We start from the raw sequence: 24438 nt of genomic DNA, 5'->3' as shown, positions 1-24438 counted from the left end.
ATTGATCGGTGAAAAACTGTTGAATCCGGTAAACCGCTATCGCAAGTGGCTCAATATTCTCTGGACGATTCCTACGTTATTTATCTGGGCGATGGTGGGGGCACGCGTGGGGATGCAATACGATCCTGATGCCCCCGGTGGCATCTATATCTTTGCCGGAGTAATGGTATGGTTTTTTGTGCATCTTCTGTCGGTTATGGTTTTGGCGATAGTGCTGGCGATTTACCGCCGGAGAGTCAGGACTGCGTTAAGAGTGAAGTGATTTTTCGGGAAATAGTGTCAGACAAAGACAATATTATGCCCCGGCAGGCGGGGCATCACGAAATAACAGGCAGGTTGTCAGTTTTGTACCAGTGTGGCAGGTTGTTCTGAATTTTGGCCCGGCTGTCGAACGGTCAGCGACAGGATCAGTGAAACGGCCAGTAGTACCATGATCACTGCAAATGTCACCATAAATCCGCCGAAAATTGACGCGACCAGTGAACCAAGAATACTGCCAACGCCAAAACCGAGATAAATAACGCCGTAGTTTTTTGTCAGATTATTCAGACCAAAGAAATCGCTGACCAGTGACGGGAATACGGTAATCGAACCACCAAAGCTGAAAGCGATACAGGCAACAGCGAAGAAAAATGAATCCTGTTGTAGTCGGGTAAACAGCAGCAGACTCATCCCTGCCAGTGAGACGATCTGCGCCAGTGAAATCACGCGGATACGTGGCAGCTTGTCGGATAACACTCCCAGCACCAGACGACCCGCCAGATTGGCCATGGCTATCACCGTCACTGCGTTGGCTGCGGCCAACGCGGGTAAATGCACCAGATTCTGGCCGATGTCTTTGGCGATCCCGATGACATATAAGCCGCTCATACAGGCAGTCAGGAACATTAACGCCAGCATCCAGTATTGTGGCTGACGCATAGACTCTGCAAGGGTAAAGTCACCCGCGGAGTCACTACCTTGCTGAACCTCTGTACGCGGAGCATCTTTCATCAGCAAAGCACCGACCGTCACTATCACCAGAGTGATCGCTCCCCACAGCATAAAGGTATGCTCCAGACTCTGATGGGCCAACAGATAGCTAAAAATAAATTTAAAGCCCAGGCTTCCTAAACCATAAGCACCGATAGAGCATGCAGAAATGACCCCTTTACGCTCAGGAAACCATTTTACGCAGTTGGATAATATCAGCAGGTAGCCGGTGCCATCAGCCAGACCGACCAACACTCCGGCACTCAGATACAGCATGCCGATGGAACTAGATTCTGCGGTTAGAAACAGGCCGATAGCCAGTAAAATACCGGCACTGAGGGTCACGTTACGTACACCAAATCTTTCCTGTAGTTTACCCGCCATAGATGATGCCAGAGCGAGGGTGAGGCTGAGGATACCAAAGGACAGAGCGATTTTGCTGACCGGGGCGGAGAGTTTCTGAGACAAGGGCTGATTAAACAAACTCCAGGTATAAACAGATCCTAATGCAAACTGGGTAATCACAGTCCCGCACAGTGTCAGCCAACGGGTAGCTGATGGCGGTTGTTTGGTGGTGTTCATGTTCGCGCTCCGCGAGAGATTCAATTTCTACGGACAGGATAATTAATTACCGGGAGTTTGTGTGGGATTATGGTATGAGCTGCCGTTTCCGCGGCATGAAATGCATGATACAGGGTATGAATGACGTTTATCGGGTATTTATGCCATCCATATCACCTTGTTTTCAGACTGCTCGTGCGCGTCGGCCTGCCGGTAAGCGGACAAACATCATCAGGTTCGCGAGAGAAATACTCATCAGTCCGAGGACGGCATGGGGTTGCCAGATAAAACCTTCAAACTCCGCAGATAATGCCAGTGCGACTAACGGAAATAATAAGGTACTCCATGCGGCCTTTGCCGCACCGATTCTGCCCAGCAGGGTAAAGTAGGCACCGAAACCACACACCGACCCTATCACTGCCAGATAACCAACGGCTGCCAGCCAGTGAGTATTCAGTGACGGTGCCAGAGACTGGCCGGAGAACAGGCTGAGCAGGGCCATGACCAGGGCTCCGTACAGCATGGCATACCCGGTGGTTGTCATGACATCCTGTTTCTGGCGCTGGTGGCGCACACTCAGCATATTTCCCAGCGAGAAACCCAAGGTCCCCAGAGCGGATAAACCAATACCTGCCAGCAGTTGAACTGAATAATGGTTGGCCTTCAATTGTGGCCAGAACATCACAATCATCCCTCCGAGGCCGAAGATCAGCGCTGGAATAAATTGTACCGGTGGTTTCTGACGAAAGAAGATCCAACTATTGATGGCGTTATAAATCACCGCCATTGAAAAAATCACAGATTCGAGACCACTGTTAATCCACTGAGCAGCAGTATAAAAGCAGATAAAATTTACGCCAAAGATACAGCATCCCTGCAGCAAACAGTAAAAATGGGTCTGACGGGATAGTTTTTTCAGGCGGTGAGTCAGCTTTAGCGCAACCAGCAGTAGGATTGCCGCCAGCAAAAAACGCCAGAAGACGGAGGTCATCACCGGAACACCAGCAGAATGTTGCTGGACAAAAATAGCTATCCACGTGGTGCCCCAAATCAGTACTACGGTAAAATACAGAACGATGTTCATTTGATCTCCTCCCTACGCTAAGCTGCCATTATGGCGGGCTGCTGAGAAGACCGTTGATACCGGTTTGCGGTCAGTTTGCATAATCCTGCGGTTTTTTTTCTCTTAACAGAGTCAACACTGGCAGCTGATAAGACACCCGATTACACTGAGAAAGTGACAGCGGAGGACCGGAGAAACGATGTCTTATCAGACTTTTGATATTTTACGACACCACAAGACAAAATTGCGTGAAGCAGTCACGCTCGACAGTGGCATACAGTTAGCATCGTGGTTCAACTGTCAGGACATGGTGACAAATCTGAGTGATCACCATACTCTCAGTTTGTATATAGCCGATGGCTACGACACCTGGCATAAAACTCCGCATGGCTGGCGTAATGGCGGTGGACCAGATCGTTTCTGTCTGATGCCCGCTCACAGTGAGTCCTGCTGGGATGTCCGTGCGAGACTTTCGTTTGTTCATCTTTATTGCACCGAACAACATTTGATGAAACTGGCGGGTGAAATTTGGGATCGCAGCCCGCAGATGATTTCGCTGGATGAACAGGTTTTCGCTGAAGATCCACGAATTACTCAGCTGTATCGCCACTTTATACTCAGTTGCGACTGGCAACAACCGGCGAATCATCTGATGCTGAGTACCGCCACCACATTATTAATGACGAGTTTAGTGCAACAATACAGTACCGTTAACTGGCAATTGCCTAAAGTTCGAGGTGGGCTGGCACCAAAGGTGCTGAAAAGGGTGGATGAATTTATTACCTCACAGTTAAGTTCACCTTTAACTCTGGCAGAACTGGCCGCAGAAGCAGCATTAAGTGATTATCATTTTGCGCGGATGTTTCGTCAGAGTACCGGTCAGTCGCCACATCAATATGTGATGATCAAACGGATGAACACGGCAGAGCAGTTACTTCTGAATACTCCGTTGTCACTGACGGCTATTGCGGAGGAATGCGGCTTTTCCTCTCTGAGCCATTTCAGTCACCGGTTTCGTGCTCACTTTGGTCAGAGCCCGTCAGTCTATCGTCAGGCACGGCCATAGAGCCGTGTCTGTTGCTGATAAGTCTTAGTTTTTATCATCACTTTCGCCCAGGAAAAAGTACCAGAGCGGAATGGAGAGCAGGCCAGTGAACACAGCAGTGTAGATGACAATCATAAAACATTGTGTCAGATACAGGTCGGCAGGCCACTGACTGAAGGGAATATGATATTCGTCGATCACACCTCCGATAATCGCCCGGGTCATAATGGTACCAACGATTAAAGCGACCACCACCACGCCACTAATAAAGTGACGGGTTTTTTTATTCTTAAACATAATCACCGTACCTCTCCCTGGAAAAAAACGCATAAATATACATTGTTACTCACCGTTATTAATGAATATTCCGGACTATGAATTATTTAGCCGATATAGTGTAACCCGGTCAGGAATAAAATCCGACGCCTGTCAAACGGTATATTGCCTGTTAATATTTAAATGATATATCCGTCATGATTTTAATTCTTTATATCCATATGCAGGGACCAGGACATCTGGCGGAAAATCCACCTGTCGGGGAGATTAGAGATGGCGTGTTCTGGTGAGTACGGGAATCTGATTTTAATTAATGAATTGAAAAATATGATTTTTATTTTAGCCCGTGATAAAAAAAGCCAGTGTTTGCATCACTGGCTGTCAAAAAGGTGGTTGGCTATCATCATTTTTAAGTTATTGAACAGTAATTAAACACAGTTGTTGTATGTTGTTAAATATGATTTTTGTATTAATTAATCTGCCTCTACCGGTGGGCGGACATGTCCTACCTACTGGCACTTTACGCTTCTTCAAAACTCAGGGGTGATGAAGCTTCTCTCTGTGCTCAGCCACTTTGATGAAAGTCGGGGATGGGTGTGCCTGAGCTCTGACTCAACGACAAGAGGGGAGGGGAGAATGAGAGCGATCATGAATTACGTTCACAGCCGTTGATCTGAAATTTTGCGCTTAGTGACTGCCTGCTTTCATTGTGCTACGGCAGCAGAAGCCATTAACCAAACGACCAGGTTTTAGGGCCCTTTGCAACTCTGGCGGGGGTATTGCTTCTGACATGCAAAACGCCGGGTCCCGGGTAGCTGATAAAGCTTCAGAGGTCACCGGAGATACTGAAGCCAGAGAAATGAAAATTTGCTGTATTTAATAAAATTATATCATGCTTATAAATGGTAAATATTCTTATTCTCATCTTCACGATGTTAATGAAAGGTTATTTAAGTTATAAAGTATCGAGCCAGGTGTATTTTATGTTTATGCGCTGATAACTTAATTGAAGTTTTATTTTGATCGTTATCTGTTTTTATATTACCTGTAGGTTATTGAAAATATTATCTGATCCAGAATTGTTTTCTTAACTGAATATATAAATAGTTAACGATATGTGCTAGTTCGTTGTGGTTTTTTTTGTATGTGGCTGATTTAAATGGTTAAAACCAACATTAATTTATCGGTTTTTGACCGTGAGGCGATGTTTGAATTGCCGCAGATTAAAAATTAATTTTCGTTTGGTTACAATTGCATTATTGAGTGGGGAATATTTTGTGCGGTGTGAATGAATATAATACACCGTGCAACAAAAAAGCGGTTTACCTACATTTTTCTTGACAAGATCCGGGTGCGGAGGAATATACTTGGGCTCATTCGGACTACACAGAACCAGTATTGTGCTCTTTTATGACAATATTTGCGTCTCGAATATCTGGGTATATCTCTATATAAACAAATTCAGATTCTGCAGTAATTTGCTTGTCGTCAATACTGCATAGCGCTTATCAAATAAGCTTTGCCGACAAAAGCTCCGTAGTGAGTGATGTGACAGGTTCCATCTCTGTGAGGAAATGGACGTGGTGGCGATTTTTTGTTCTTCTTTCCGGTGGGAAGCAGAGATATGTGCTATAGAAACAGTATGACGTTTAGAGGAAAGGATGGTGCGACACCTGATTCTACTCTTCCTGTCTCATCTCTTATCATTCTACCTGCCTGGTAAGAGACAAGGCACCTGGGTGTCGTGGGCTAATACGGTCACTTAATACAAAAGAAGATAGCAATGTTAAGCAATGATCTCACATCGCTGATTACGCGGATTGACTTCGCGCTAATCTCATCAATTCATATCATCTATCCGCCACTGACCATCGGTCTGGCCTTGCTGCTTTTCATCGCGGAAGCAATGTGGGTCAGGAACAATGATGAGAAGTGGTATCGCATTTGTCGTTTCTTTGAAAAGCTGTTTATCGTGAACTTTGGTGCCGGTGTGGCTACCGGGGTCACGATGGAAATGGCGTTTGGTATCCTTTACGGCCGTTTCTCACAGGCTGCCGGACCTTTCTTTGGTCAGGTGTTAGGATACGAAACCATTACCGCCTTTATGTATGAAGCCGGATTCATCGGCTTGATGATTTTTGGCTGGGGTAAAATCAGTCGCAAAATGCACCTGTTTGCGACCTTTAACGTTGCTCTTTCCTCAACTCTTTCGGCAATGTGGATTCTGGTAGCCAACTCCTGGATGCAGACACCGACCGGTGTTCAGTTGAAAAACGGCATTTTCGTCGTGACTGACTGGGTTGCGGCGCTGTTCAATGCCAACGTACGTTCAGCCTTCCCACACATGTTACTGGCGAGCTTTGAGCTGTCACTGACTTTTGTGGTGGCTGTCTGTGCATGGTTCGTCCTCAAACGTCGCAATGTTGATATTTTCCTGCGTCCTTTAAAATATTCACTGGTTGCGCTGGCAGTAGTTGCTGCAGCACAGGTCTATATGGGTGACGTTTTGGGTGAAAACACCCTGGAAAACAAACCTGCGGCGTTGGCAGCAATGGAAGGTCAGTATGATGCTTATGATGCTCAGGGCAATGTTAACAATGCCTGGAACATTATCGGCTGGCCGAACAAAGAAGGCACGGGTCTGGCGTGGTCCATTTCTATTCCACACGGTCTGAGCCTGATTGAAACCAAAACCTGGAACGGTCCGGTTCGTGGTCTGAACAGCTTCCCTAAAGACGAACAGCCACCCGTGGTTCTGCCGTTCTATGCCTTCCGTGCGATGGCCGGAGCAGGTGGTGCACTTCTGCTGGTGAGCCTGTGGGGGGTCTGGTTAATCGCTCGTCGTCGTATGACTCCGGAAACTGCATCTTCTAACAAGTGGTTCCTGATGATTGCCGTGGCTATGGTTGTACTGCCGTATATTGCAGTGATTGCCGGCTGGTGGACACGTGAGATTGGTCGTCAGCCATGGATCGTTTACGGACTGATGCGTACTGAAGATGGTATGAGTGCAATGACGACGGGCCTGGCAATTTTCTGGTTTGTTGGTTTTGCAATTTTCGAATCAGCGGTTGTCACCGGGACAATCTGGTTCCTCGCGAAAGTCGTTCGCCTGGGTCCTGATTTATCCAGCAAAATCCCTGGTGAAGGTCATGAACATCTTGGTCAACTGGATCTTCCGGAAGGCGAAGAGCACGCTGACCATCCTGAATACATAAGACCGGTCTGATACGGAGAGAACACTCATGGATATGCTAAATCATACTCAGCATTTTTTGATTATTGCCTGGTGGCTGGCTTTTGGTATCAGCGTACTGTTATACATTGCGCTGGATGGTGCAGACCTTGGTGCAGGGATTTTCTCGCTGTTCGTCAGAGATCATCATGAACGTGGTGCTATCATGGCGGCAATGGCCGGTACTTGGGATGCTAACGAAACCTGGCTGATTGTTGCGGGTGGTATTATGTTTGGTACCTTCCCGTTTGTTTACGGTTCTGCGTTTAGTTACCTGATGGTGCCCATGGCACTGGTGTTGTGGGGCATTATGTCCCGTGCCGTAGCTCTGGAATTTCGTCATCTGGCATCGCCATTCTGGCAGAAATTTTCTGATGGCGTGTTTGGGATTTCCAGCCTGACGGTGACTTTCTTCGGTGGCATGAGCGTGGGTGCTGTACTGCAGGGCTTTGCGCTGGATAATCCGGCACAGGGTGTTCCGCACTATGCGGGCGGGGCGTTTAACTTTATTACGCCTTTCTCAATCTGGACCGGTGTTGCTTCCTGTATTGCCATGGTTCTTGCTGGTGTGCTGTTTGTCCGCGCACGATTTGAAAAGAGTGAACCACTGCGTCAGATTGCAGCCCGCTGGACGGCGGTAACTTTCTGGTTAGCGATTATTGCGGTCGTGGTCACCTGGATCTGGAGTGCATTCGACTTTGACTGGGCCCGTGCTAAGTGGTTTGGTCCGCACTTCTGGATTTGGGGACTGTTTGGTCTGATAGCGCTGTTCTGTATTGAACAGGTACGCCGTGATACGCTGAAAGACAAAGATCTTGCTGCTATCCTGTGGTTTAATGCTGCTGCGCTGATCCTTGGTTTCGGTATGCTTCTCACCATGTTCCCATGGATTGTACCTAACACCTGGACCATTTGGGCCGGTGCGACCCCACAGGTTTCCCTGATTACCTTCACTCTGACCATGGGTGGATTTGTTCCGGTCATGCTGATGTATAACTGGTACCAGATCTGGGTATTCCGCGGTCGTATCTCTAAACTGGTCGGTTACGGACACTAATCTTATATGTCGTCTCGCCCACCCCTCAGTGGAGCGGCCGCTCGCCTGGCAGAACGCTGGCTTTCAAGCCAGCGTCGCCAGGCTGGTGCGCTCTTTTCTCTGTCAGTTGTCATGGCTACCCTGAATGCGGTAATGATGATTGCTCAGTGCTGGTTACTGGCATGGCTGATTGACAGTGTGGTTATTGGTGGCAAAGAGCTGTCGGGGTTATTCCCGGCACTCTGGTTATTGCCGCTGGTGATGTTACTGCGTGCTGCTCTGGAAATGTTACGCCAGGGTTTTGCGTTTGAAAGCGCCGCACGTATCCGTCAGACTCTCCGCTCCACCTTACTTGAACGTATTTCAGCTCTTGGACCCTCCTGGAGCCAGCAACAACGCACCGGCAGTATCGCAAGTACGCTGGGTGAAGGTGTTGATGCTATCGAAACTTACTTTTCTGCTTTCCTGCCACAGAAAATTATTATCGGTGTCGTTCCGCTGGCGATTCTGGTCGCATTGTTTCCGTCGGACTGGGTGTCCGGGCTGATTATGTTGATCACCGCGCCACTGATACCGATCTTCATGATTATTGTCGGCAAAGGTGCAGAAAAAATCAGTCTCAAACAGTGGCGTAAGCTTAGCCTGATGAGCGCCCACTTTTTTGATGTGATTGCCGGACTGACCACGTTGCGTCAGACCAATGCTGCCCGTCGGCAGGCTGAAATTATTGCAGCAATCTCAGAAAACTATCGTCAGACCACGATGAAGGTATTGCGTGTTGCATTCCTGTCCTCGCTGGTACTGGAATTTCTTGCCACGATCAGCACAGCGATGGTAGCCGTTTATGTCGGTTTCCGGCTCTATTACGGCGATCTGGCCTTTTTACCTGGTTTATTTGCACTGTTACTTGCCCCTGAATTTTTCCGACCTCTGCGTGATCTGGGAGCCCATTATCATGCCCGTATGGATGCTATTGGTGCCACAGAAGGCCTGCTGGATATTCTTAACACCGAACTGCCGGAACAGACTCCGGGTCAGGCATTGTCCGTTGCAGAACCACAGGAAATCCGCGTGGAAAACCTGGGTTATCAGCATCCGGAAGGTGGCGGTATCGAAGATATTTCATTCACATTGCGTCGTGGCGAAACACTGGCAGTTGTCGGGTCGAGCGGGGCAGGTAAAACCACGCTGGCCAGATTATTGCTGCGATTTATCAGCCCGAACCGTGGGAAGATTTTGATAGACGGGGTGGATCTTTCTCAACTGGATCTGCCGGAGTGGCAGAAACAGATTGGCTGGTTACCGCAACGTCCGACACTGTTTGCGGGATCGATTGCCGATAATATCTGTCTCGCCCATCCACAGGCCAGTGACACTGAGCTAAAGAAAGCGGCACAGCTTGCACAGGCTGACGGATTCATCAACGGATTCGCTGAGGGTTATGCCACTCAGCTTGGAGATGGTGGACAGGGATTGTCCGGCGGCCAGGTACAACGCGTGGCCATGGCAAGAGCCCTGCTGACCACACCCCCGGTGATGATCCTCGATGAACCGACCTCCTCTCTTGACAGCCATACTGCACATCAGATGATGTCGGCCCTGGTGAAAGCTTTCCCGGATTCTGCGCGGCTGGTGATTACACACGATACCTCTGTGGCTGTGATGGCCGATCGGGTGGTGGTGCTGGCTCAGGGCAGGGTGATTGAATCCGGAACTCCGGCTGAGTTGCTGCAAAGCGGCGGAGTGTTGGCTGAACTTGAACGTTTGCAGAAAGGAGCAACAGAATGAACGAATTACGTCATCTGTTAGCACTGGCCCGTCCGTGGCGGGCACGGATGGCTATCGGCATACTCCTGTCAGTGGTCGTCATTCTGTCGAACGTATCGCTGCTGGCGCTTTCCGGCTGGTTTATCGCTTCGATGGCGCTGGCCGGTGTGGGTAAAATGACTCTGGAGTTTTTCACCCCTGCCGCCGCTATCCGCGGTCTGGCAGTGCTGAGAACTTTAGCCCGCTATCTGGAACGCGTGGTTACCCATGATGCCACTCTGCGTTTACTGGCAGTACTGCGTGTCTGGTTTTATAAACACCTGGAACCGCTGGCGCCTGCCAGACTGCAGGAGTTTCGTGACGGTGATCTGCTGACCCGGCTGAGAGCCGATATCGACAGCCTGGATAATTTCTACCTGCGCATTCTGGCTCCGGCAATTGCCGCACTGATCTCTTCAGTCGCCATTTTATGCGTACTGTTCTGGTTTTCTCCGGCAGTCGCAGGGATTGATGCAGTGATGCTGCTGGTTGCTGGTGTAGTGATTCCGGTCATTGTCGCTTCACTGACCCGGGCCTCGGGCAACGCAGTGACCGGATTAAGGTCATCTTTGCAGGTTGCCTCCACAGACTTAATCCGCGGTCTTGGTGAGTTACAGATAGCCGGGGCCGTTAACCGCCAGACTGAACACCTGAGCCGACTGTCTCAGCAACTGATTGCCGCGCAGCGTCGTCAGGCGTGGATTGCCGCTGCGGGTAATGCGCTTTCCGCACTGGCAGGCCAGATTGGCATGTTCTGTACGTTGATCCTGTTGATCAGTGCCGCTCATAACGGTGCTCTGGCAGGTAACGATTTTGTCATGCTGATCTTTGCGGTGCTTGCCAGTACCGAGGCCGTTGCTGCATTACCGGCTGCCTTTGCAGCCCTCGGCGTAACCCGCGAAGCCGCGCGCCGTATCTTTGCCATGGCAGAACTCACTCCTGCCATTCGTTTGCCGGCCTCCAGTGATAAACCGGAACGCTTCGATCTGACCTTCTCTGCGGTCACTATGCGTTATGCAGCAGATAAACCCGCTGTACTCGACTCTATGAGCTTTAAGGTGCCGGAAGGACACTGCCTGGCGCTGCTTGGCCCGAGTGGTGCCGGAAAAACCACCATCCTTAACCTGATTCAGGGGTTCTGGGAATGTGAACAGGGCACGATTTCGATTGGCGGGCATCCCGTCAGGGAGTTATCAGATCAGGTATTGCGGCAGACCATTTCAGTGGTCGGCCAGAAAACCTATCTGTTTAATGCTTCAGTACGCGATAATCTACGGATGGTGGCTCCTGACTCCGATGACGATACCCTTTGGCAGGCTCTGGCTAAGGCTTCTCTGGCCGATGAAATCAAAGCTTTCCCTCACGGCCTGGATACGCTGGTCGGTGAATTAGGTGCTCGTTTATCAGGTGGGCAGGCACGTAGGATTGCCATTGCCCGTGCGTTCTTGTCTGATGCTCCGGTTATCCTGTTGGATGAACCGACTGAAGGGCTGGATGCCACAAATACCGGGCTGGTACTGCATTCTCTGCAACAGTTGGTTAAAGGCAAAACAACCTTACTGGTCACTCACCAGATTCAGCCACTGGTGCTGGCAGACAGCCGGCTGGTGCTGGAAGGCTGATGTACCGCCAGACCTGTACAGAGAGTGAAATTTCTGTGCAGGTCTGCGTAATGTTGCCGGAACGTTTTGCACCTCAGTCTGACCCCGCGTTTTTTATTTACCCGAAAACCCCGTGTTCTTCCTTCAGTGGCCGTGGCTTCTGATGTGTCTTCGGACTCCGCCTGATGCAATCTGCGACATAACTGACTAAAATAGCAGCACTGTATCAGAGGTGACTTATTTTATGAGAAACAGGCGGACCGACTGGCAACCTGAAGCGATTCCTTTTGTTTATCCCCATAATCTGCGAGAAGAGGCCGCAAATGTCCCGGCGACACCCGGGGTCTATTTTTTCTATGGCGAAAGTGACAGCATGCCACTGTATATCGGAAAAAGTGTCAACCTGCGGGCGCGGCTACTGTCCCATTTCCGTAATACTGATGAAGCCAAACTGTTACGCCAGACCCGTTACATACGTTATCAGCAGACTGCCGGTGAAATTGGTGCATTGCTGCTCGAAGCGCAGCTGATTAAACAGCTCAAACCTCTGTTTAATAAAAGATTACGTAAGACCCGTTTGCTGCACACTCTGAAACTGACAGATCAGGGAGTGAGTGTTATTGCTCTCACCTCACAGGAAATGGACAGCGCGGAAGATATCTACGGCCTGTTTAAAAACCGTTATAGCGCACTGGGAGCCCTGAAGGAGATAGCCGATCAGAATTCACTCTGCTACGGCTTACTGGGGATTGAAAAAAATCCCCCGGGGCGGGCTTGTTTTCGTCATGCCTTACGTAAATGCTCGGGCGCCTGCTGCGGAGTAATTTCTGCTGAGCAGCATCACGCACAGTTAACGCAGGCGGTCGCTGCCCTGAAAATCGTCTGCTGGCCATGGCCGGGGCGGATTGCCTTGCGTGAAGGTGAAAAGTATCAGGTGATCGATCACTGGGTATGGCTGGGAGAAGCCGACAGTCTGACCCGCGCGCGTGAACTTTCCGGAGTCCGTGACGGCTATGATATTGATGGCTACAAGATCCTCTGCAAACCGCTACTATCGGGAAAATATGAGATTATCCCACTGGACGATTGATCCTGTTGATCGGAAACTGTAGCCTTGCAATCCGGTTAACCAGGGAGGCTGTCAGTGATCTGTCTTTGATGCGGAAGTCAGCATATTAAACACAGTATCCAGAAAATTATCTCGTAATGGATCTTTTATCCGGGGATCCCAGGCGATACCGGTCTGCCAGTGGCTGTTTTCTCCAACCACAGGATGTAAACTCACCCCCTGAGGCAGTATATTTGCTACGCTGGCGGGCAGAAGTGCGATGCCTTCTCCCGCAGAGACACGAGCCAGCAGAGTCTGGATATCATCCGCTTCTGAAACAGATTGTGGCACTAACTGATTGGCTTTCAGGAACATAGTGATTTGAGCGAACAACCCTTCGCCCCGGATTTTCGTCAGCTGTAACAACCGACATTGGCTAAGCCAATCACCGGTGGACCGGGTTACTGAGACACTACCTTCACTGGCGACAGCCAGTACCAGATTTTCCTGCGCCAGCACCCGGCTGCTGAGCGGTTCGGGGGCCGGTAGTCGTACAAATCCCGCCTGTAACTGGCCCTCAGCTAACCGCTGATATTGCACCACTGAAGAGATATCGTTGAGTGACACCTGAACCTGAGGAAAACGTAGACGGAATCCGGCAACCATTTTCGGGGCAATACGGAATGACGATACCCCGAACCCGAGATTGAGTACTCCTACATTTCCACGCTGAATTTCTGCAACCTGACTGACAAAACTGTCGAAGTGTGCGATGACGCCTGCGGCCTGTTCCAGAAGCTGATGGCCGCTAATCGTCAGCCGTGCTCCCTGGCGGCCCCGCTGAAACAGAGTCATTCCACAATGGAATTCCAGGCTCTGGATTTGCTTGGTCAGAGCGGGCTGGGTGATGCACAATTTTTCTGCCGCCGCACGGTAATTGCCAAGCCGCGCGAGCGTTACAAAGGCACGCAGTAATTTAATATCCATTCCGTCAGGTTATCGAAGCTGGAAAAAACGTGATTATACATGCTGGCGGGAGATCGGGTGAAATTGCGCTCATAACTTGCCGACAGGAGTATGTCATGAATCAGCAAATTCGTGCAGCCAGTGTGCAGTTCTGCCACCGTGCCAGCGATAAACAGTACAATTTGTCAGTGATGGAAGAGATGTGCCATCAGGCGCACAGGGAGGGGGTTAACATTCTGGTCTTTCCGGAAATGTGCATCACCGGTTACTGGCATGTACCGGAACTGGACCGTCAGGCGCTGGAACAACTGGCAGAACCGGCGGCAGACAGCCCGTCTTTGGCGCGTATAGCCAGACTGGCGGAACAGTATCAGATGATGATTGGTGCCGGCTTTATTGAACGGGCTCCGGACGGCCGGTTATACAATGCTTATGCGATATGTATGCCCGACGGAACCCGTCCGGTACACCGTAAGCTGCATGCTTTCGAGCATCCGGAGATTTCTCAGGGGGATCATTTTACGGTGTTTGAAACCCCGTGGGGGGTTAAAGCGGGGATACTGATTTGCTGGGATAATAATTTGACCGAAAATGCCCGGATCACTGCACTGTTGGGGGCAGAGATACTGATTGCTCCGCATCAAACCGGTGGAACCCATTCCCGCAGTCCGTATGGTATGAAACCACTGCCTGTCAGTTTATGGGAAAATCGTCACAGAGATCCGCAGGCTCTGGAACAGGCGCTCAGTGGTGAGAGTGGTCGTGGCTGGCTGATGCGCTGGTTACCCTCCAGGGCACATGATAACGGCATGTTTATTCTGTTCAGTAACGGCGTCGGATTGGATAATGGTGAAATTCGTACCGGTAACGCGATGATCATCGATCCTTATGGGCGCATTGTGAATGAGACCGGTAGCTATCTGGATACGCTGGTTTGCGCCAATTTAGATCTCAGCCTGTTGCCAATGTCTACCGGACGTCGCTGGATCCATGGCAGACGTCCGGCACTGTATGGCCTGCTGTCTGAAGTTCATGGTTACGAACGTGATGCCCGTACTGCCCGTTTTTCCGAAGAACTTCCGGTTTTCAGCCATCCGAATGAGGTTGTCCGCAATCCGCAAAAATAATCGAAGAGTATTTTTAAATTAAATAATATTAATATGTTACAGTAATTATCCTGCCAGTAGCCCCGGATACACCACTGCTACTGGCGGGATTTTATTTTCAGGAAGATACCGCTGATGATTCAACCAAAGACATTCAAAATTTGCAAAGTCATATTGTTGCTGTTAACTGTCTTATCACTAACGGCGATAGTATTTAATATTATCGATCTTATGAACGGAGATGCTGGCACCAGTCATTCGATGCTGATCACCTCTTGTTTCCAGACGCTTATCTATATTTTTTTGTATATCAGACTAAATCGTCGGCAGGCACAGTCACAGGCACAGGCGCAGGCACAAACGGGTACAAAATAATCTGTATCCACAGCGATGGCACTGGTCGATGGTTAGCCCGGTCCGGTGGATAAAATTTCAGGAGTTACCAGACCCGATGAGCTGGTCACTGGCGGTAATATAAGTCAGCTGGTTGCCGATCACAGCTAGCTACGGCCCCTGGCAAAAATGGGAAGGTGCGGGGCCAGAGGCGTCAGATATTTTTGCTGGCTCGCGGGATGACATCTCTGCTTCGGAATATTACCGGGTTGAATTTGTGGTCTTCCCGGAAGAAATTTAGGCAGCTTTAACTATCGCCAGTACAAAACCATCCCAGCCTTTCTCTCCCACGGTTTGTATTGCAGTGGCTTCAAGCTGTGGATTTTCTGAAATCATCCGGATAAATTCCCTCAGGCCCTGTACGTGAGGATCATTACTGGAAGAATGAATGACACGTCCACCACGCACCGTATTATCTCCGACAATCACTGTACCGGGTCTGGATAATTTCAGAGCCCATTCCAGATAATCAGGATTGTTGGCTTTATCAGCATCAACAAAAATAAGGTCAAAGGGGCCGGTGAGTGTAGGTAAAATGTCCAGTGCAGCGCCGGTATGTTGTTCAACGCGTTCAGAGAGACCGGAATCAGCAATATTTTGCCGCGCAATCTCTGAATGATGTTGATTAAACTCTATAGTTGTTACACTACCGTGTGATGGTAATGCTTTAGCCATCCAAAGAGTGCTGTAACCCCCGAGTGTACCGATCTCCAAAACCCGCGTTGCACGGACCATCTGAACAAAAATTGCCAACATTTTTCCCTGTAAAGCTGAAACATCGTGGGCAGGTAATCCTTGCTCAGTATTCTTCTCCAGAGTGCGTTGCAAAGCGGGGTAGTCAGGGATAAGTTTTTCTGTAAACCATGCGTCCACTTCAGCGGCCTGGTTACTATCGGGGAGTGAATAATCAGGAGTTCTTATCGCAAACATTTCTCAGTTAAGGGCCCGAAACAGTTTAAACCTTAATTGTGACAGTTATTCGTTGCGGAATTACTCAGGTAATAGCGGGTACCGGAGATTGTCGCCCTGCCATATTGCTCAGTTCTGATGTGTATTATCTTAATTACTGATTAACCAGAAATGACCAGTTTGGTTGGTGGGTGGCTGTCTCAGTGGCGACCAGGTGGCTGATTAACTATGAAAAGATGTTTTCAGAAGTAATGGCTGATTGCTGCTAAAGTCGAATGCGGATCGCTGTTTAGCGCAAAATTGCCAACAGCCATATAGACAGAACTACTCTGCTAGTTTTCGGCACATACCTTTGAGTCTGTAATGCTGTTTTCTGAGATTTGTCACCTGCAATCAGCTTTTTTGTGCCTCCCGAAGTCGAAAAATGAGATTGCCGTCAAAGAATTACTGATGATCCTGAGGGTTGTATGTTCATGTGTTCTGTAAGTGATAAAATGTTCAAATGCAGGTCAGGCTCTGAATAAGCCCAGGTGAGCCCCCGCAAAAAATCAACCCGCGTTACCTTTCAGGAGGCAGTCGAATTCTATGAATACCCAATTATATCCTTCCGCACATATTGCGGAATTATTCTTTCCTGAAATGACTCAGGAAACTAAAGTTGCGGATATTGTCCGCCGGATTGCTGATATCGGTTATTACCGGGGCTTCGAAACCGGGATTATTCATCAGCCGGAAATTGCGCGTCAGATTCGTACCGTCGCTGAAGAGCGTCGCCTGAATGTGACACAGTGGCTAACTTTCGAGTTATTAAAAGATAACTTAAATATGTGCAGCCTCGATGCTGAACTACGTAAAAAGTCGATGCTGCGGGCCTGTGAGCTGGTACATCTGGCGGCGGAATGCGGCACGACTAAATTATCACTGGTCAGCGGTAGTGATCCAGGCCCGGAACAGCGTGAGGAAGCAAAGAAAGTATTTGGTGAGGTACTGGTGCAGATTGGTGAAGTGGTGCGTCAATATCCGGGCATGATTATGCAGATTGAACCACTGGACCGTTTTGCCCATAAATGCCAGCTGATTGGTCCGACGCCGGAAACTGTGAGTTGGATGAACGAGCTGAAAGCTGACTGCCCGGATCTGTATATGGCATGGGACAGTGCTCATGTGGCATTGAATGAGGAAGACCTGGCTGAATCACTCACTCTGTCGGCACCGCTGATTGGCCAGTTACATCTGGCCAATGCCATCCTCGATCCGGCTGCGAAAGGGTACGGAGACTGGCATATGAAATTTGGTGAGCCGGGTTTCCTTACTACGGAAGTTGCAGGCAATATTATTGCGACGGCGCTCAGTCTGCCATTGCCGATGCACAACGGACCGGTTTCGATCGCCGTAGAAATGCGAACTACAGCTCAGGATGATCTGTGGGATAATGAACGGCAGTGTCGCGAGTTTTTACAGGCGGCATGGCGGGTAGCTCTGGGGCTGTAACCTGAACATAAGCGCCTTAACGGGGGCTAAGCAGCCACAAAAAACCTGATATTCTGCACCGCAGAAATCAGGTTTTTTTGTGCCGGTTGACCGGTATCAGGCTTTCGGTGTTACCGGAGTCAATAATGGCTGCCCGTTAAGAAATGCTGTGATGTTGTCAGTGACCAGTTTGGCCATATCGGCCCGGGTTTCATGAGTACCGCTGGCAATATGAGGAGTCAGCACGACTTCCGGACGATTCAGCAGTGCTTCCGGCACTGACGGTTCTGCGGCAAATACATCCAGCCCGGCGCCACCAATGTCTCCGTGGGTAATCGCGTCGACTAAAGCAACCTCATCAACCACGCTGCCACGTGAAATATTAATCAGAATTCCCTGTGGGCCCAACGCCGTTAGCACCTGTTTGTTAATCATACCCCGGGTCTCAGGGTTGGCGCTGACACAGACCACCAGAATATCACTGTGATGGGCCAGCTCAGTCAAATCGCCATACCACTTAACGTCCTGATCACTGACCGGATGTCGGCTGAAGCAGGCAACAGACATTGAAAAACCGCGCGCCCGTTTAGCAATCGCCTGACCAATCCTGCCGTAACCCACAATGCCCAGACGTTTACCGGTAACTTTACTGGCCAAAGGAAAAGAGCCTGAGGCCCAATGACCTTGCTCAATAAAGCGCTGGGCGGCATTGATACGTCGGGATGCATTAAGGAGCAGTGCAAATCCAAGATCGGCGACATCATCGGTTAAAATGTCCGGGGTATTGGTGACCTGGATATTTTTGCTGATGGCGGTGGCGACATCAATTCCGTCGTAACCGACGCCGAAAACCGCAATCAGTTTTAAATTCGGAAAACGGCTGATCATCTCTGCATTGACCGTCGACTCTCCGCTGGCCACGATGATTTCAGTCTGTTCACTTATCGCCTGAATCTCTTCAGGCGATAAGTGAGTGTAGAAACAGAGCTGATAATCGTTTGCCAGTTTTTCTGCCAGTGCCGGTGGAACTTTGTCGGCTAACACCAGGGAAGAAGACATATTTTTATCCTGTATTAAAGAGAGTGTCCGCCGGCAACCGAAGATTATTTCTGGAACGATAATTGTTTTCCGGTTACCGGAAGTTTATTAAAATTAATACATAACGTTCCCAGTGTATAGCATCCTGCACATATCGCAAAATAGACTAAAACACTTTCGTAACTGCCGGTGGTCTGCAGGATAACCCCCACCAGAATCGGTACCAGGATACCGGCAACACTGTTAGCCATATTCATTAATCCGCCGACCATACCTACACGGTCTTTTGGTGCAAGAATCGCAGGAAAGCTCCAGTATAAGCTGCCAAAAGTCAGAAAGAATGCAGCGACCGCCAGTAACATGACCGCTTTTTGTGGGTCAGTAATGGAAGATAAGGCATACAGAGCGCCCAGGCAGACAATACCCGCCAGTGATAACATTCCCTTCAGAGCAACGCCATGGCTGACCCCTTTTTTTACCAAAAAGTCAGTAAAGAATCCGCTGAACAAACAGCCGACGGTTCCGGAAATAAAGATCAGGAACGTTGAATTGCCAATAGCCGCCAGTTCCAGCCCCTGGGCCTGAGCCAGATAACTGGGCCCCCAGGTCAGTAGCCCCCAATACACCATGCCCCAGGAGGCACGACCGATCATAATGGCGATCATCGTCAGCCAGCTAATCCCCAGGCCTTTGGTAGGTTGTTCGTCGGTGTCTGTGGCGTCAGTCAGATTACCTGCTTTGATAACATCAAGTTCCTGCTGGTTTACTTTCGGATGCCATTCCGGGCGATCCCGGATGATTCTCCATGCGAAGAACCCCAGCAGCATGGTGAACAGTCCTACCACGACGAAAGTCACTCGCCAGGAGTCCAGTAACACAATCAGGTGGGCGACAATAATACCGCCAAAAGCCACACCGAGTGGGCTGCCGGAATCCATGATGACCGCACCGCGTCCTCGTTCGTTTTGGGTAAGCCAGGTGGAGCTTAGTTTCGCGCCACTGGGGGAGACCGGGGCTTCCATCATTCCCAGGCCGATACGGGCCAGAATCATGCTGATACCGCCGGTGGCAAAACCGATAATGGTCTGGAAGAATCCCCAGCCAAACAACGCCCCGGTCACCACCTTACGTGGGCCGAAACGGTCAAGCATCCAGCCGCCGGGAATTTGTAATAATGCATATGACCAAAAGAAACTGCTGAGTATCAACCCTTGCATGGCCGGGGAGAGTGAGAATTCGTCTTTAATATAGGGCATACCAATCGACAGAGTAATACGGTCCATCAGGTTTACCGCGAGTAAAAAGAACATAGCGCCAAACATTATCCAGCGAAAACGTGTGGGCTTATGATTATTTGCAGGAGTCAGTGTAGAGTCAGACATAATTAACCTTCAGTTTTAATCATTTTGGAATAACAGCAGGGGTCAAAGAGTTTGAATTCAACTCTGCTGTGAACTTTGGTTAGGTCTTTTTATTGTTTTTTCAGTCAGCCAGCGTAAACAGATAATTAACTGCCAGGCTTACTACCAGAACAGAAGTGTGCCGCCGGGAGGCAATCCCCGGGACAGCTAGTTGCTCAGTGAATAACCCAGCCAGCTTTCCAGTTGCTGACGTGATTGCTGCAGCACCGTCAGACTGATGGCCGGATCGACCGGAGAATCACCCCGCAGCGGATAACTGTCGCGTTGGCGATGCATACGCAATGGTATTTCCAGGCTGCAAGGGATTCCACGTTGTTCCAGTAGTTTAAGCATAGGAACGTAGTCGAGTTGGCCCTGGCCTATGGGGGTAAACCACACTTCGCCGTCGCGTACTTCAAGGTCTTTCAGGTGACAGTGAGCGGCCAGCGGCAGCATCTCTATGGCTGCCTGAATGGGATCGACTTCCGGAATCAGTGACACGATATTACCGGCATCAACGTTAACCGATACAGCAGGGCTGCCTACGGCCTCGACCAGTGCGGCGCCGTCATCAGCCAGACGGAACACGTCATAATTAGGGTCCCCACCGTTTTCCAGACAAATAATGCAGTTTTCCTGCTCCGCTATTGGTGCCAGTTCACGCAGGTTGCTGATAATGTTCTGCCGATCTTCTTTTTTACCGACACAGACATTGATCCATTTTGCTCCAATCATTCCGGCAAAACGAATGCGGCGGGTAAATTGCTCCACAGCATCGGTAGCACCGAAGTTCATGGTGGCTCCCAGTGAGTGGGTCAGCAATTGATGCTTATCCAGCAACCGGCGGATTTCACGGGCATTATCTTCGGAAAATAATTCCGGAGGCATATGTCCTACGTAGCCCTGGTTATAGGCCAGTTCTACATAGCGGAAACCTGATTCGCGGATAGTGCCGAAAGCGATATCAGGCTCAATACCATCGAACATTGCCGTATTTACGCCAACAATGAGTTTACTCATATAGTGGACTCCTTAATGAACGGTGCACATCAGCGGGAGAGAGTGATACCCGCTGGTGCGCTGACTGTGACCTGATGCAGTGAGTTCAGAGATAAGTTCGCTGCGACTGCATCTGTGGTTTATTTTTCAATCCGCCCGGTCCCGGCAGGGTGCAACAGAGTTTCGTAGTATCCAATACGCTCTACTTTTGGTCCTGAACGTCCGGCTTCGAATTCAGAGTTCAGCCAGGTATCCACCAGCATCAATGCCAGTTCACTACCGATGACCCGGGCGCCCAGCGTCATAATCTGTGCGTTATTACTTTTACGGGCACGTTCTGCCGAATAAACATCATGACATTGCGCGGCACGAATGCCCGGCACTTTATTGGCCACAATGGCCATCCCAATCCCGGTACCACAGAACAAAATACCTCGCTCGAAAGTCCCTTCACGGATAGCCGTGGCCAGGTTGAAGGCAATGTCCGGGTACATTTGATCGTTACCCTCGATATCGTGGCTGAAGTCAGTCACTTCGATACCGCGTTCTGCCAGGTTTTTTTTCACCAGGTTTTTTAGATCGGTGGCGGCATTGTCTGCGCCGATAGCAAGTTTCAGCATTTCTCTTTCCTCATGACTGATAACGTATTCATTGAACTTATGCTCGGATGTTGTTCATGTGATGGTTCCGGGCTTAACATTGAGAACTATTATTGTACTAAAGTTCAATGAATGAACTAATGATATTAGTAATAGCAGGGAAAAAAGTGGGAAAAAAGTGTGTGAAAGGCAGTTTGTGGGGCATTTTACGAATTTAAGACTCCGCTCACAAAATCATATTATGAACATTTGATTGGGTGGTGGCTTCTGCTAGCTTCAGGGGGTGATGGTTTCAAAACATGCCAGTTGCTGGTTACCGGGCTTGGAAATGTCAAATTTTGTGGAGAAACAAACATGACCTGGATTTTTAACCGCCCCTCAGATTTTGCTAAAGAGATGGTCGCAGGATTTGTAAACGCTCATTCCTCTATGGTGCGTCAGGTTCCCGGCGGTGTTGTGCGTAATACCAAAAGCAAACCAGGCAGTGTTGCCGTCGTCGTCGGCGGAGGTTCCGGACATTACCCGGCATTTGCCGGTCTGGTAGGGCAGGGGCTGGCTCATGGTGCAGCAATGGGCAATCTGTTTGCGTCACCTTCAGCGCAACAGATCTGTTCAGTGGCCCGTGCGGCTAACAACGGTGGCGGTGTGCTGCTGATGTTTGGTAACTACGCCGGGGACGTACTACATTTTGGTCTGGCGTGCGAACGCCTGCGCGCAGAGGGTATTCCGTGCGAAGTGATGCCGGTCACCGATGATATTTCCAGTGCACCTCTTGCCGAAAGAACCAAGCGCCGTGGGGTTGCCGGCGATTTGGTCGTATTTAAAACGGCGGCGGCGGCTGCAGAACGTGGTGACTCACTGGCTGAAGTCCTGGCTGTGGCTCGTCATGCCAACGATAATACCCGAACTCTGGGCCTGGCATTTTCAGGTTGTAAATTCCCCGGGGCGGAACAGCCGTTATTTACTGTGCCGGAAGGAAAAATGGGCTTTGGCCTGGGGATTCATGGCGAACCTGGTATCAGTGAACTGCCAGTCAGTTCTTCCCATGAAATAGCCTCAAAACTGGCGACCAAACTATTGGAAGAACGCCCTGAAAGCATTCCACAGACCCCGGGAGCCCGGTTAGGTGTCATTATTAATGGCCTGGGTTCGGTAAAATACGAAGAATTATTTGTCTTATGGAATGATATACAGCCCCTGCTCGAAAATGCTGGTGTGGAACTGATTGATATTCAGATTGGTGAATTTGTCACCAGTTTCGATATGGCCGGGTTCTCGGTGAGTTTTGTCTGGTTCGAAGGGGATTTAGAGGAACTGTGGCTGGCACCGGCAACCACTCCGGCTTTCAGCCGGGGTTCAGTTCTGCCACATGAACCTTTGGATCCGGTACAGTTACAACAATCCGGTGAAGTAAAAATTCCTGAAGCGACGGAAGAGGCTAAAGCCGCCGCGGCAAACACCATGGTTATCCTGAATGCGCTGGAAACCCTGTTGACTGAAAAATGCGACGAACTGGGCCAGATTGATGCCATTGCCGGTGATGGTGACCATGGTATCGGAATGCTGCGCGGTGTGGTCGCCGCCTGCAAAGCGGCAAACCAGGTGCTTGATCAGGGCGCAGGGGTTGGGTTCCTGTTACAGACAGCGGCGGATGCCTGGTCTGATGATGCGGGCGGAACCTCCGGAGCTATCTGGGGGGTGATTCTGAATACGCTGGGAACAACACTGGGTAATAGTGAAAAACCGACCGTCACCAGTGTAGCCAAAGGGGTGGTACAGGCTAACCACGGGGTGATGCATTTCGGTAAGGCGAAACCCGGTGACAAAACGCTGGTGGATGTGCTGTTGCCATTCAGTGAAGCTTTGGACAGTGCTGCGGCGGAAGGTCTTACTCTGGCGGATGCCTGGCACAAAGCTGCTCTGGTGGCAGAAAAGAGTGCCGCTGAAACGGCCCAACTGGTGCCAAAAATTGGCCGTGCCCGTCCGCTGGCTGAGCGGAGTGTCGGAACACCAGATGCGGGTGCTGTGTCTCTGGCATTGATGATTGCGACAGTCGATAAACACCTGAGTCATAAGCATCAAAATGCCCGACAAGGGGAGCAGGTATGTCAGTAAATATGGTGATTGGCACCAGCCATAAAACCTATTTTGGTTACCAGCAAACCCGCCAGTGGTGTCGCCAGGTGGCGGAAATTTTACAACATCAGTCGCCGGAACTGCTGGCACAGCTGGAGTTGTTTACTTTCCCTGCCACCCCCGCACTGGAAAGTGCGCTGCAATGTTTCTTGGGTACGCCAATGGCGACCGGTGCGCAGAACATCTGTGGCGCACCTCAGGGGGCATGGACCGGCGAGAATTCGTCAGAAATGGTCAGTGAGATGGGGGGACGTTATGCCGAAATCGGTCATGCCGAACGCCGCCGTTACTTTGCTGAAACCACTGAACTTATTCAGCAAAAAATTGCCCGGGCTTTCGCCAGTCAGTTAACGCCGGTCATTTGTATTGGTGAGGAGCAGGAGGTCAGTCCACAACAGGCCGCAGACATCGCGATTCAGCAGGTCGATGAACTGCTGGTAGCTTTTGTCAGTGAGCCTTTGCCGGCGACTATTTTTGCCTGGGAACCTCAGTGGGCAATCGGTGCCGAAAAGCCAGCCAGTGATGGCTATATTCGTTATGTCTGTAAAACACTACGCAGCCATCTTCATGAGCAATATGGCCGTCAGTGTCAGGTCATTTATGGTGGCAGTGCCGGTCCCGGGTTGCTCAGTCGGTTATGGCCGGATGTAGACGGTATTTTCCTGGGACGTTTTGCGCATCAGCCTTCTGCCTTCGGTGAGATTCTGGCAGAAGCAGGGAAAATTCTTGGCAAAAACTAATCACTATGGTCGCGGCTTTGTACACCGACGCACTGCGCT

General features: G+C 50.0%; 19 protein-coding genes and 1 pseudogene. 11 read left to right on the top strand and 9 right to left on the bottom strand.

Annotation, left to right across the window (positions count from 1 at the left end; genetic code table 11):
* The first annotated feature begins 1 nt into the window (after position 1).
* Complete coding sequence (locus B3Z23_RS02080) at positions 2-262, top strand: hypothetical protein (RefSeq protein WP_294900924.1); 261 nt, start codon at positions 2-4, stop codon at positions 260-262.
* A 77-nt stretch (positions 263-339) separates the two neighbouring features.
* Here B3Z23_RS02080 and B3Z23_RS02075 read toward each other — a convergent pair whose 3' ends face one another.
* Together B3Z23_RS02075 and B3Z23_RS02070 are read right to left on the bottom strand one after the other, a co-directional pair.
* A complete protein-coding gene (locus B3Z23_RS02075) occupies positions 340-1554 on the bottom strand; it encodes an L-lactate MFS transporter (RefSeq protein ID WP_294900921.1) in 1215 nt (404 codons plus the stop codon).
* A 163-nt stretch (positions 1555-1717) separates the two neighbouring features.
* Positions 1718-2617 (bottom strand): DMT family transporter, encoded by a 900-nt coding sequence (locus tag B3Z23_RS02070; protein ID WP_294900918.1) that lies wholly within the window; start codon positions 2615-2617, stop codon positions 1718-1720.
* Between the two features lie 178 nt (positions 2618-2795).
* Here B3Z23_RS02070 and B3Z23_RS02065 point away from each other — a divergent pair, with 178 nt between their 5' ends.
* Positions 2796-3662, top strand: coding sequence for a helix-turn-helix transcriptional regulator (locus B3Z23_RS02065; RefSeq protein WP_294900915.1), 867 nt, complete (start codon positions 2796-2798; stop codon positions 3660-3662).
* A gap of 24 nt (positions 3663-3686) precedes the next feature.
* On the opposite strand, the pseudogene B3Z23_RS02060 reads toward B3Z23_RS02065, so the two are convergent.
* Positions 3687-3932, bottom strand: a pseudogene (locus tag B3Z23_RS02060) (DUF2534 family protein); the annotation flags it as partial.
* A gap of 1768 nt (positions 3933-5700) precedes the next feature.
* Here B3Z23_RS02060 and B3Z23_RS02055 point away from each other — a divergent pair.
* The 5 genes from B3Z23_RS02055 to cho all read left to right on the top strand — a co-directional run bounded on the left by B3Z23_RS02055 (position 5701) and on the right by cho (position 12685).
* Entirely contained in the window at positions 5701-7146 is a 1446-nt protein-coding gene (locus tag B3Z23_RS02055; RefSeq protein ID WP_294900912.1) for a cytochrome ubiquinol oxidase subunit I, read from the top strand.
* A 16-nt stretch (positions 7147-7162) separates the two neighbouring features.
* The gene (locus B3Z23_RS02050) at positions 7163-8209 is read left to right on the top strand and encodes a cytochrome d ubiquinol oxidase subunit II (RefSeq protein WP_294900909.1); all 1047 of its coding nucleotides are present in this window, start codon (positions 7163-7165) and stop codon (positions 8207-8209) included.
* A 6-nt stretch (positions 8210-8215) separates the two neighbouring features.
* Entirely contained in the window at positions 8216-9976 is a 1761-nt protein-coding gene (gene cydD / locus B3Z23_RS02045) for a thiol reductant ABC exporter subunit CydD (RefSeq protein ID WP_294900906.1), read from the top strand.
* Complete coding sequence (gene cydC, locus B3Z23_RS02040; RefSeq protein WP_294900902.1) at positions 9973-11616, top strand: thiol reductant ABC exporter subunit CydC; 1644 nt, start codon at positions 9973-9975, stop codon at positions 11614-11616. Before cydD ends, cydC begins: the two co-directional genes overlap by 4 nt.
* A 223-nt stretch (positions 11617-11839) precedes the next feature.
* Complete coding sequence (gene cho, locus B3Z23_RS02035) at positions 11840-12685, top strand: excinuclease Cho (RefSeq protein ID WP_414716445.1); 846 nt, start codon at positions 11840-11842, stop codon at positions 12683-12685.
* A 51-nt stretch (positions 12686-12736) separates the two neighbouring features.
* Here the strand turns inward: cho and B3Z23_RS02030 are convergent, their stop codons facing one another.
* Positions 12737-13630, bottom strand: coding sequence for a LysR family transcriptional regulator (locus B3Z23_RS02030; protein WP_294900897.1), 894 nt, complete (start codon positions 13628-13630; stop codon positions 12737-12739).
* Between the two features lie 95 nt (positions 13631-13725).
* Here B3Z23_RS02030 and B3Z23_RS02025 point away from each other — a divergent pair, with 95 nt between their 5' ends.
* Entirely contained in the window at positions 13726-14736 is a 1011-nt protein-coding gene (locus B3Z23_RS02025) for a nitrilase family protein (protein WP_294900894.1), read from the top strand.
* A gap of 609 nt (positions 14737-15345) precedes the next feature.
* Here the strand turns inward: B3Z23_RS02025 and B3Z23_RS02020 are convergent.
* Positions 15346-16029, bottom strand: a complete 684-nt coding sequence (locus B3Z23_RS02020) for an O-methyltransferase (RefSeq protein WP_294901079.1) — start codon at positions 16027-16029, stop codon at positions 15346-15348.
* A 573-nt stretch (positions 16030-16602) separates the two neighbouring features.
* Between B3Z23_RS02020 and B3Z23_RS02015 the strand changes: the two genes are divergently transcribed.
* The gene (locus B3Z23_RS02015; protein WP_294900891.1) at positions 16603-17508 is read left to right on the top strand and encodes a sugar phosphate isomerase/epimerase family protein; all 906 of its coding nucleotides are present in this window, start codon (positions 16603-16605) and stop codon (positions 17506-17508) included.
* A gap of 96 nt (positions 17509-17604) precedes the next feature.
* On the opposite strand, the gene B3Z23_RS02010 is transcribed toward B3Z23_RS02015, so the two are convergent.
* The 4 genes from B3Z23_RS02010 to B3Z23_RS01995 form a co-directional block, all read right to left on the bottom strand.
* Entirely contained in the window at positions 17605-18546 is a 942-nt protein-coding gene (locus B3Z23_RS02010) for a 2-hydroxyacid dehydrogenase (protein WP_294900888.1), read from the bottom strand.
* A 44-nt stretch (positions 18547-18590) separates the two neighbouring features.
* The gene (locus tag B3Z23_RS02005; protein ID WP_294900885.1) at positions 18591-19907 is read right to left on the bottom strand and encodes an MFS transporter; all 1317 of its coding nucleotides are present in this window, start codon (positions 19905-19907) and stop codon (positions 18591-18593) included.
* A 186-nt stretch (positions 19908-20093) separates the two neighbouring features.
* Positions 20094-20945, bottom strand: a complete 852-nt coding sequence (locus tag B3Z23_RS02000) for a sugar phosphate isomerase/epimerase family protein (RefSeq protein WP_294900882.1) — start codon at positions 20943-20945, stop codon at positions 20094-20096.
* 119 nt (positions 20946-21064) lie between these two features.
* Positions 21065-21544, bottom strand: a complete 480-nt coding sequence (locus tag B3Z23_RS01995) for an RpiB/LacA/LacB family sugar-phosphate isomerase (protein ID WP_294900879.1) — start codon at positions 21542-21544, stop codon at positions 21065-21067.
* A gap of 333 nt (positions 21545-21877) precedes the next feature.
* On the opposite strand from B3Z23_RS01995, the gene B3Z23_RS01990 reads away from it, so the two are divergent.
* The gene (locus B3Z23_RS01990) at positions 21878-23638 is read left to right on the top strand and encodes a dihydroxyacetone kinase family protein (protein ID WP_294900876.1); all 1761 of its coding nucleotides are present in this window, start codon (positions 21878-21880) and stop codon (positions 23636-23638) included.
* Positions 23629-24399 carry a triose-phosphate isomerase family protein gene (locus tag B3Z23_RS01985; protein WP_294900873.1) on the top strand — a complete coding sequence of 257 codons (771 nt, stop codon included), beginning with the start codon at positions 23629-23631 and terminating at the stop codon, positions 24397-24399. The genes B3Z23_RS01990 and B3Z23_RS01985 overlap by 10 nt, the downstream gene beginning before the upstream one ends.
* Positions 24400-24438 lie beyond the last annotated feature (39 nt).

Source organism: Tatumella sp. UBA2305 (assembly GCF_002345795.1).
Taxonomy (GTDB): domain Bacteria; phylum Pseudomonadota; class Gammaproteobacteria; order Enterobacterales; family Enterobacteriaceae; genus Tatumella; species Tatumella morbirosei.
This window is presented reverse-complemented; position numbering and strand designations above follow the sequence as displayed.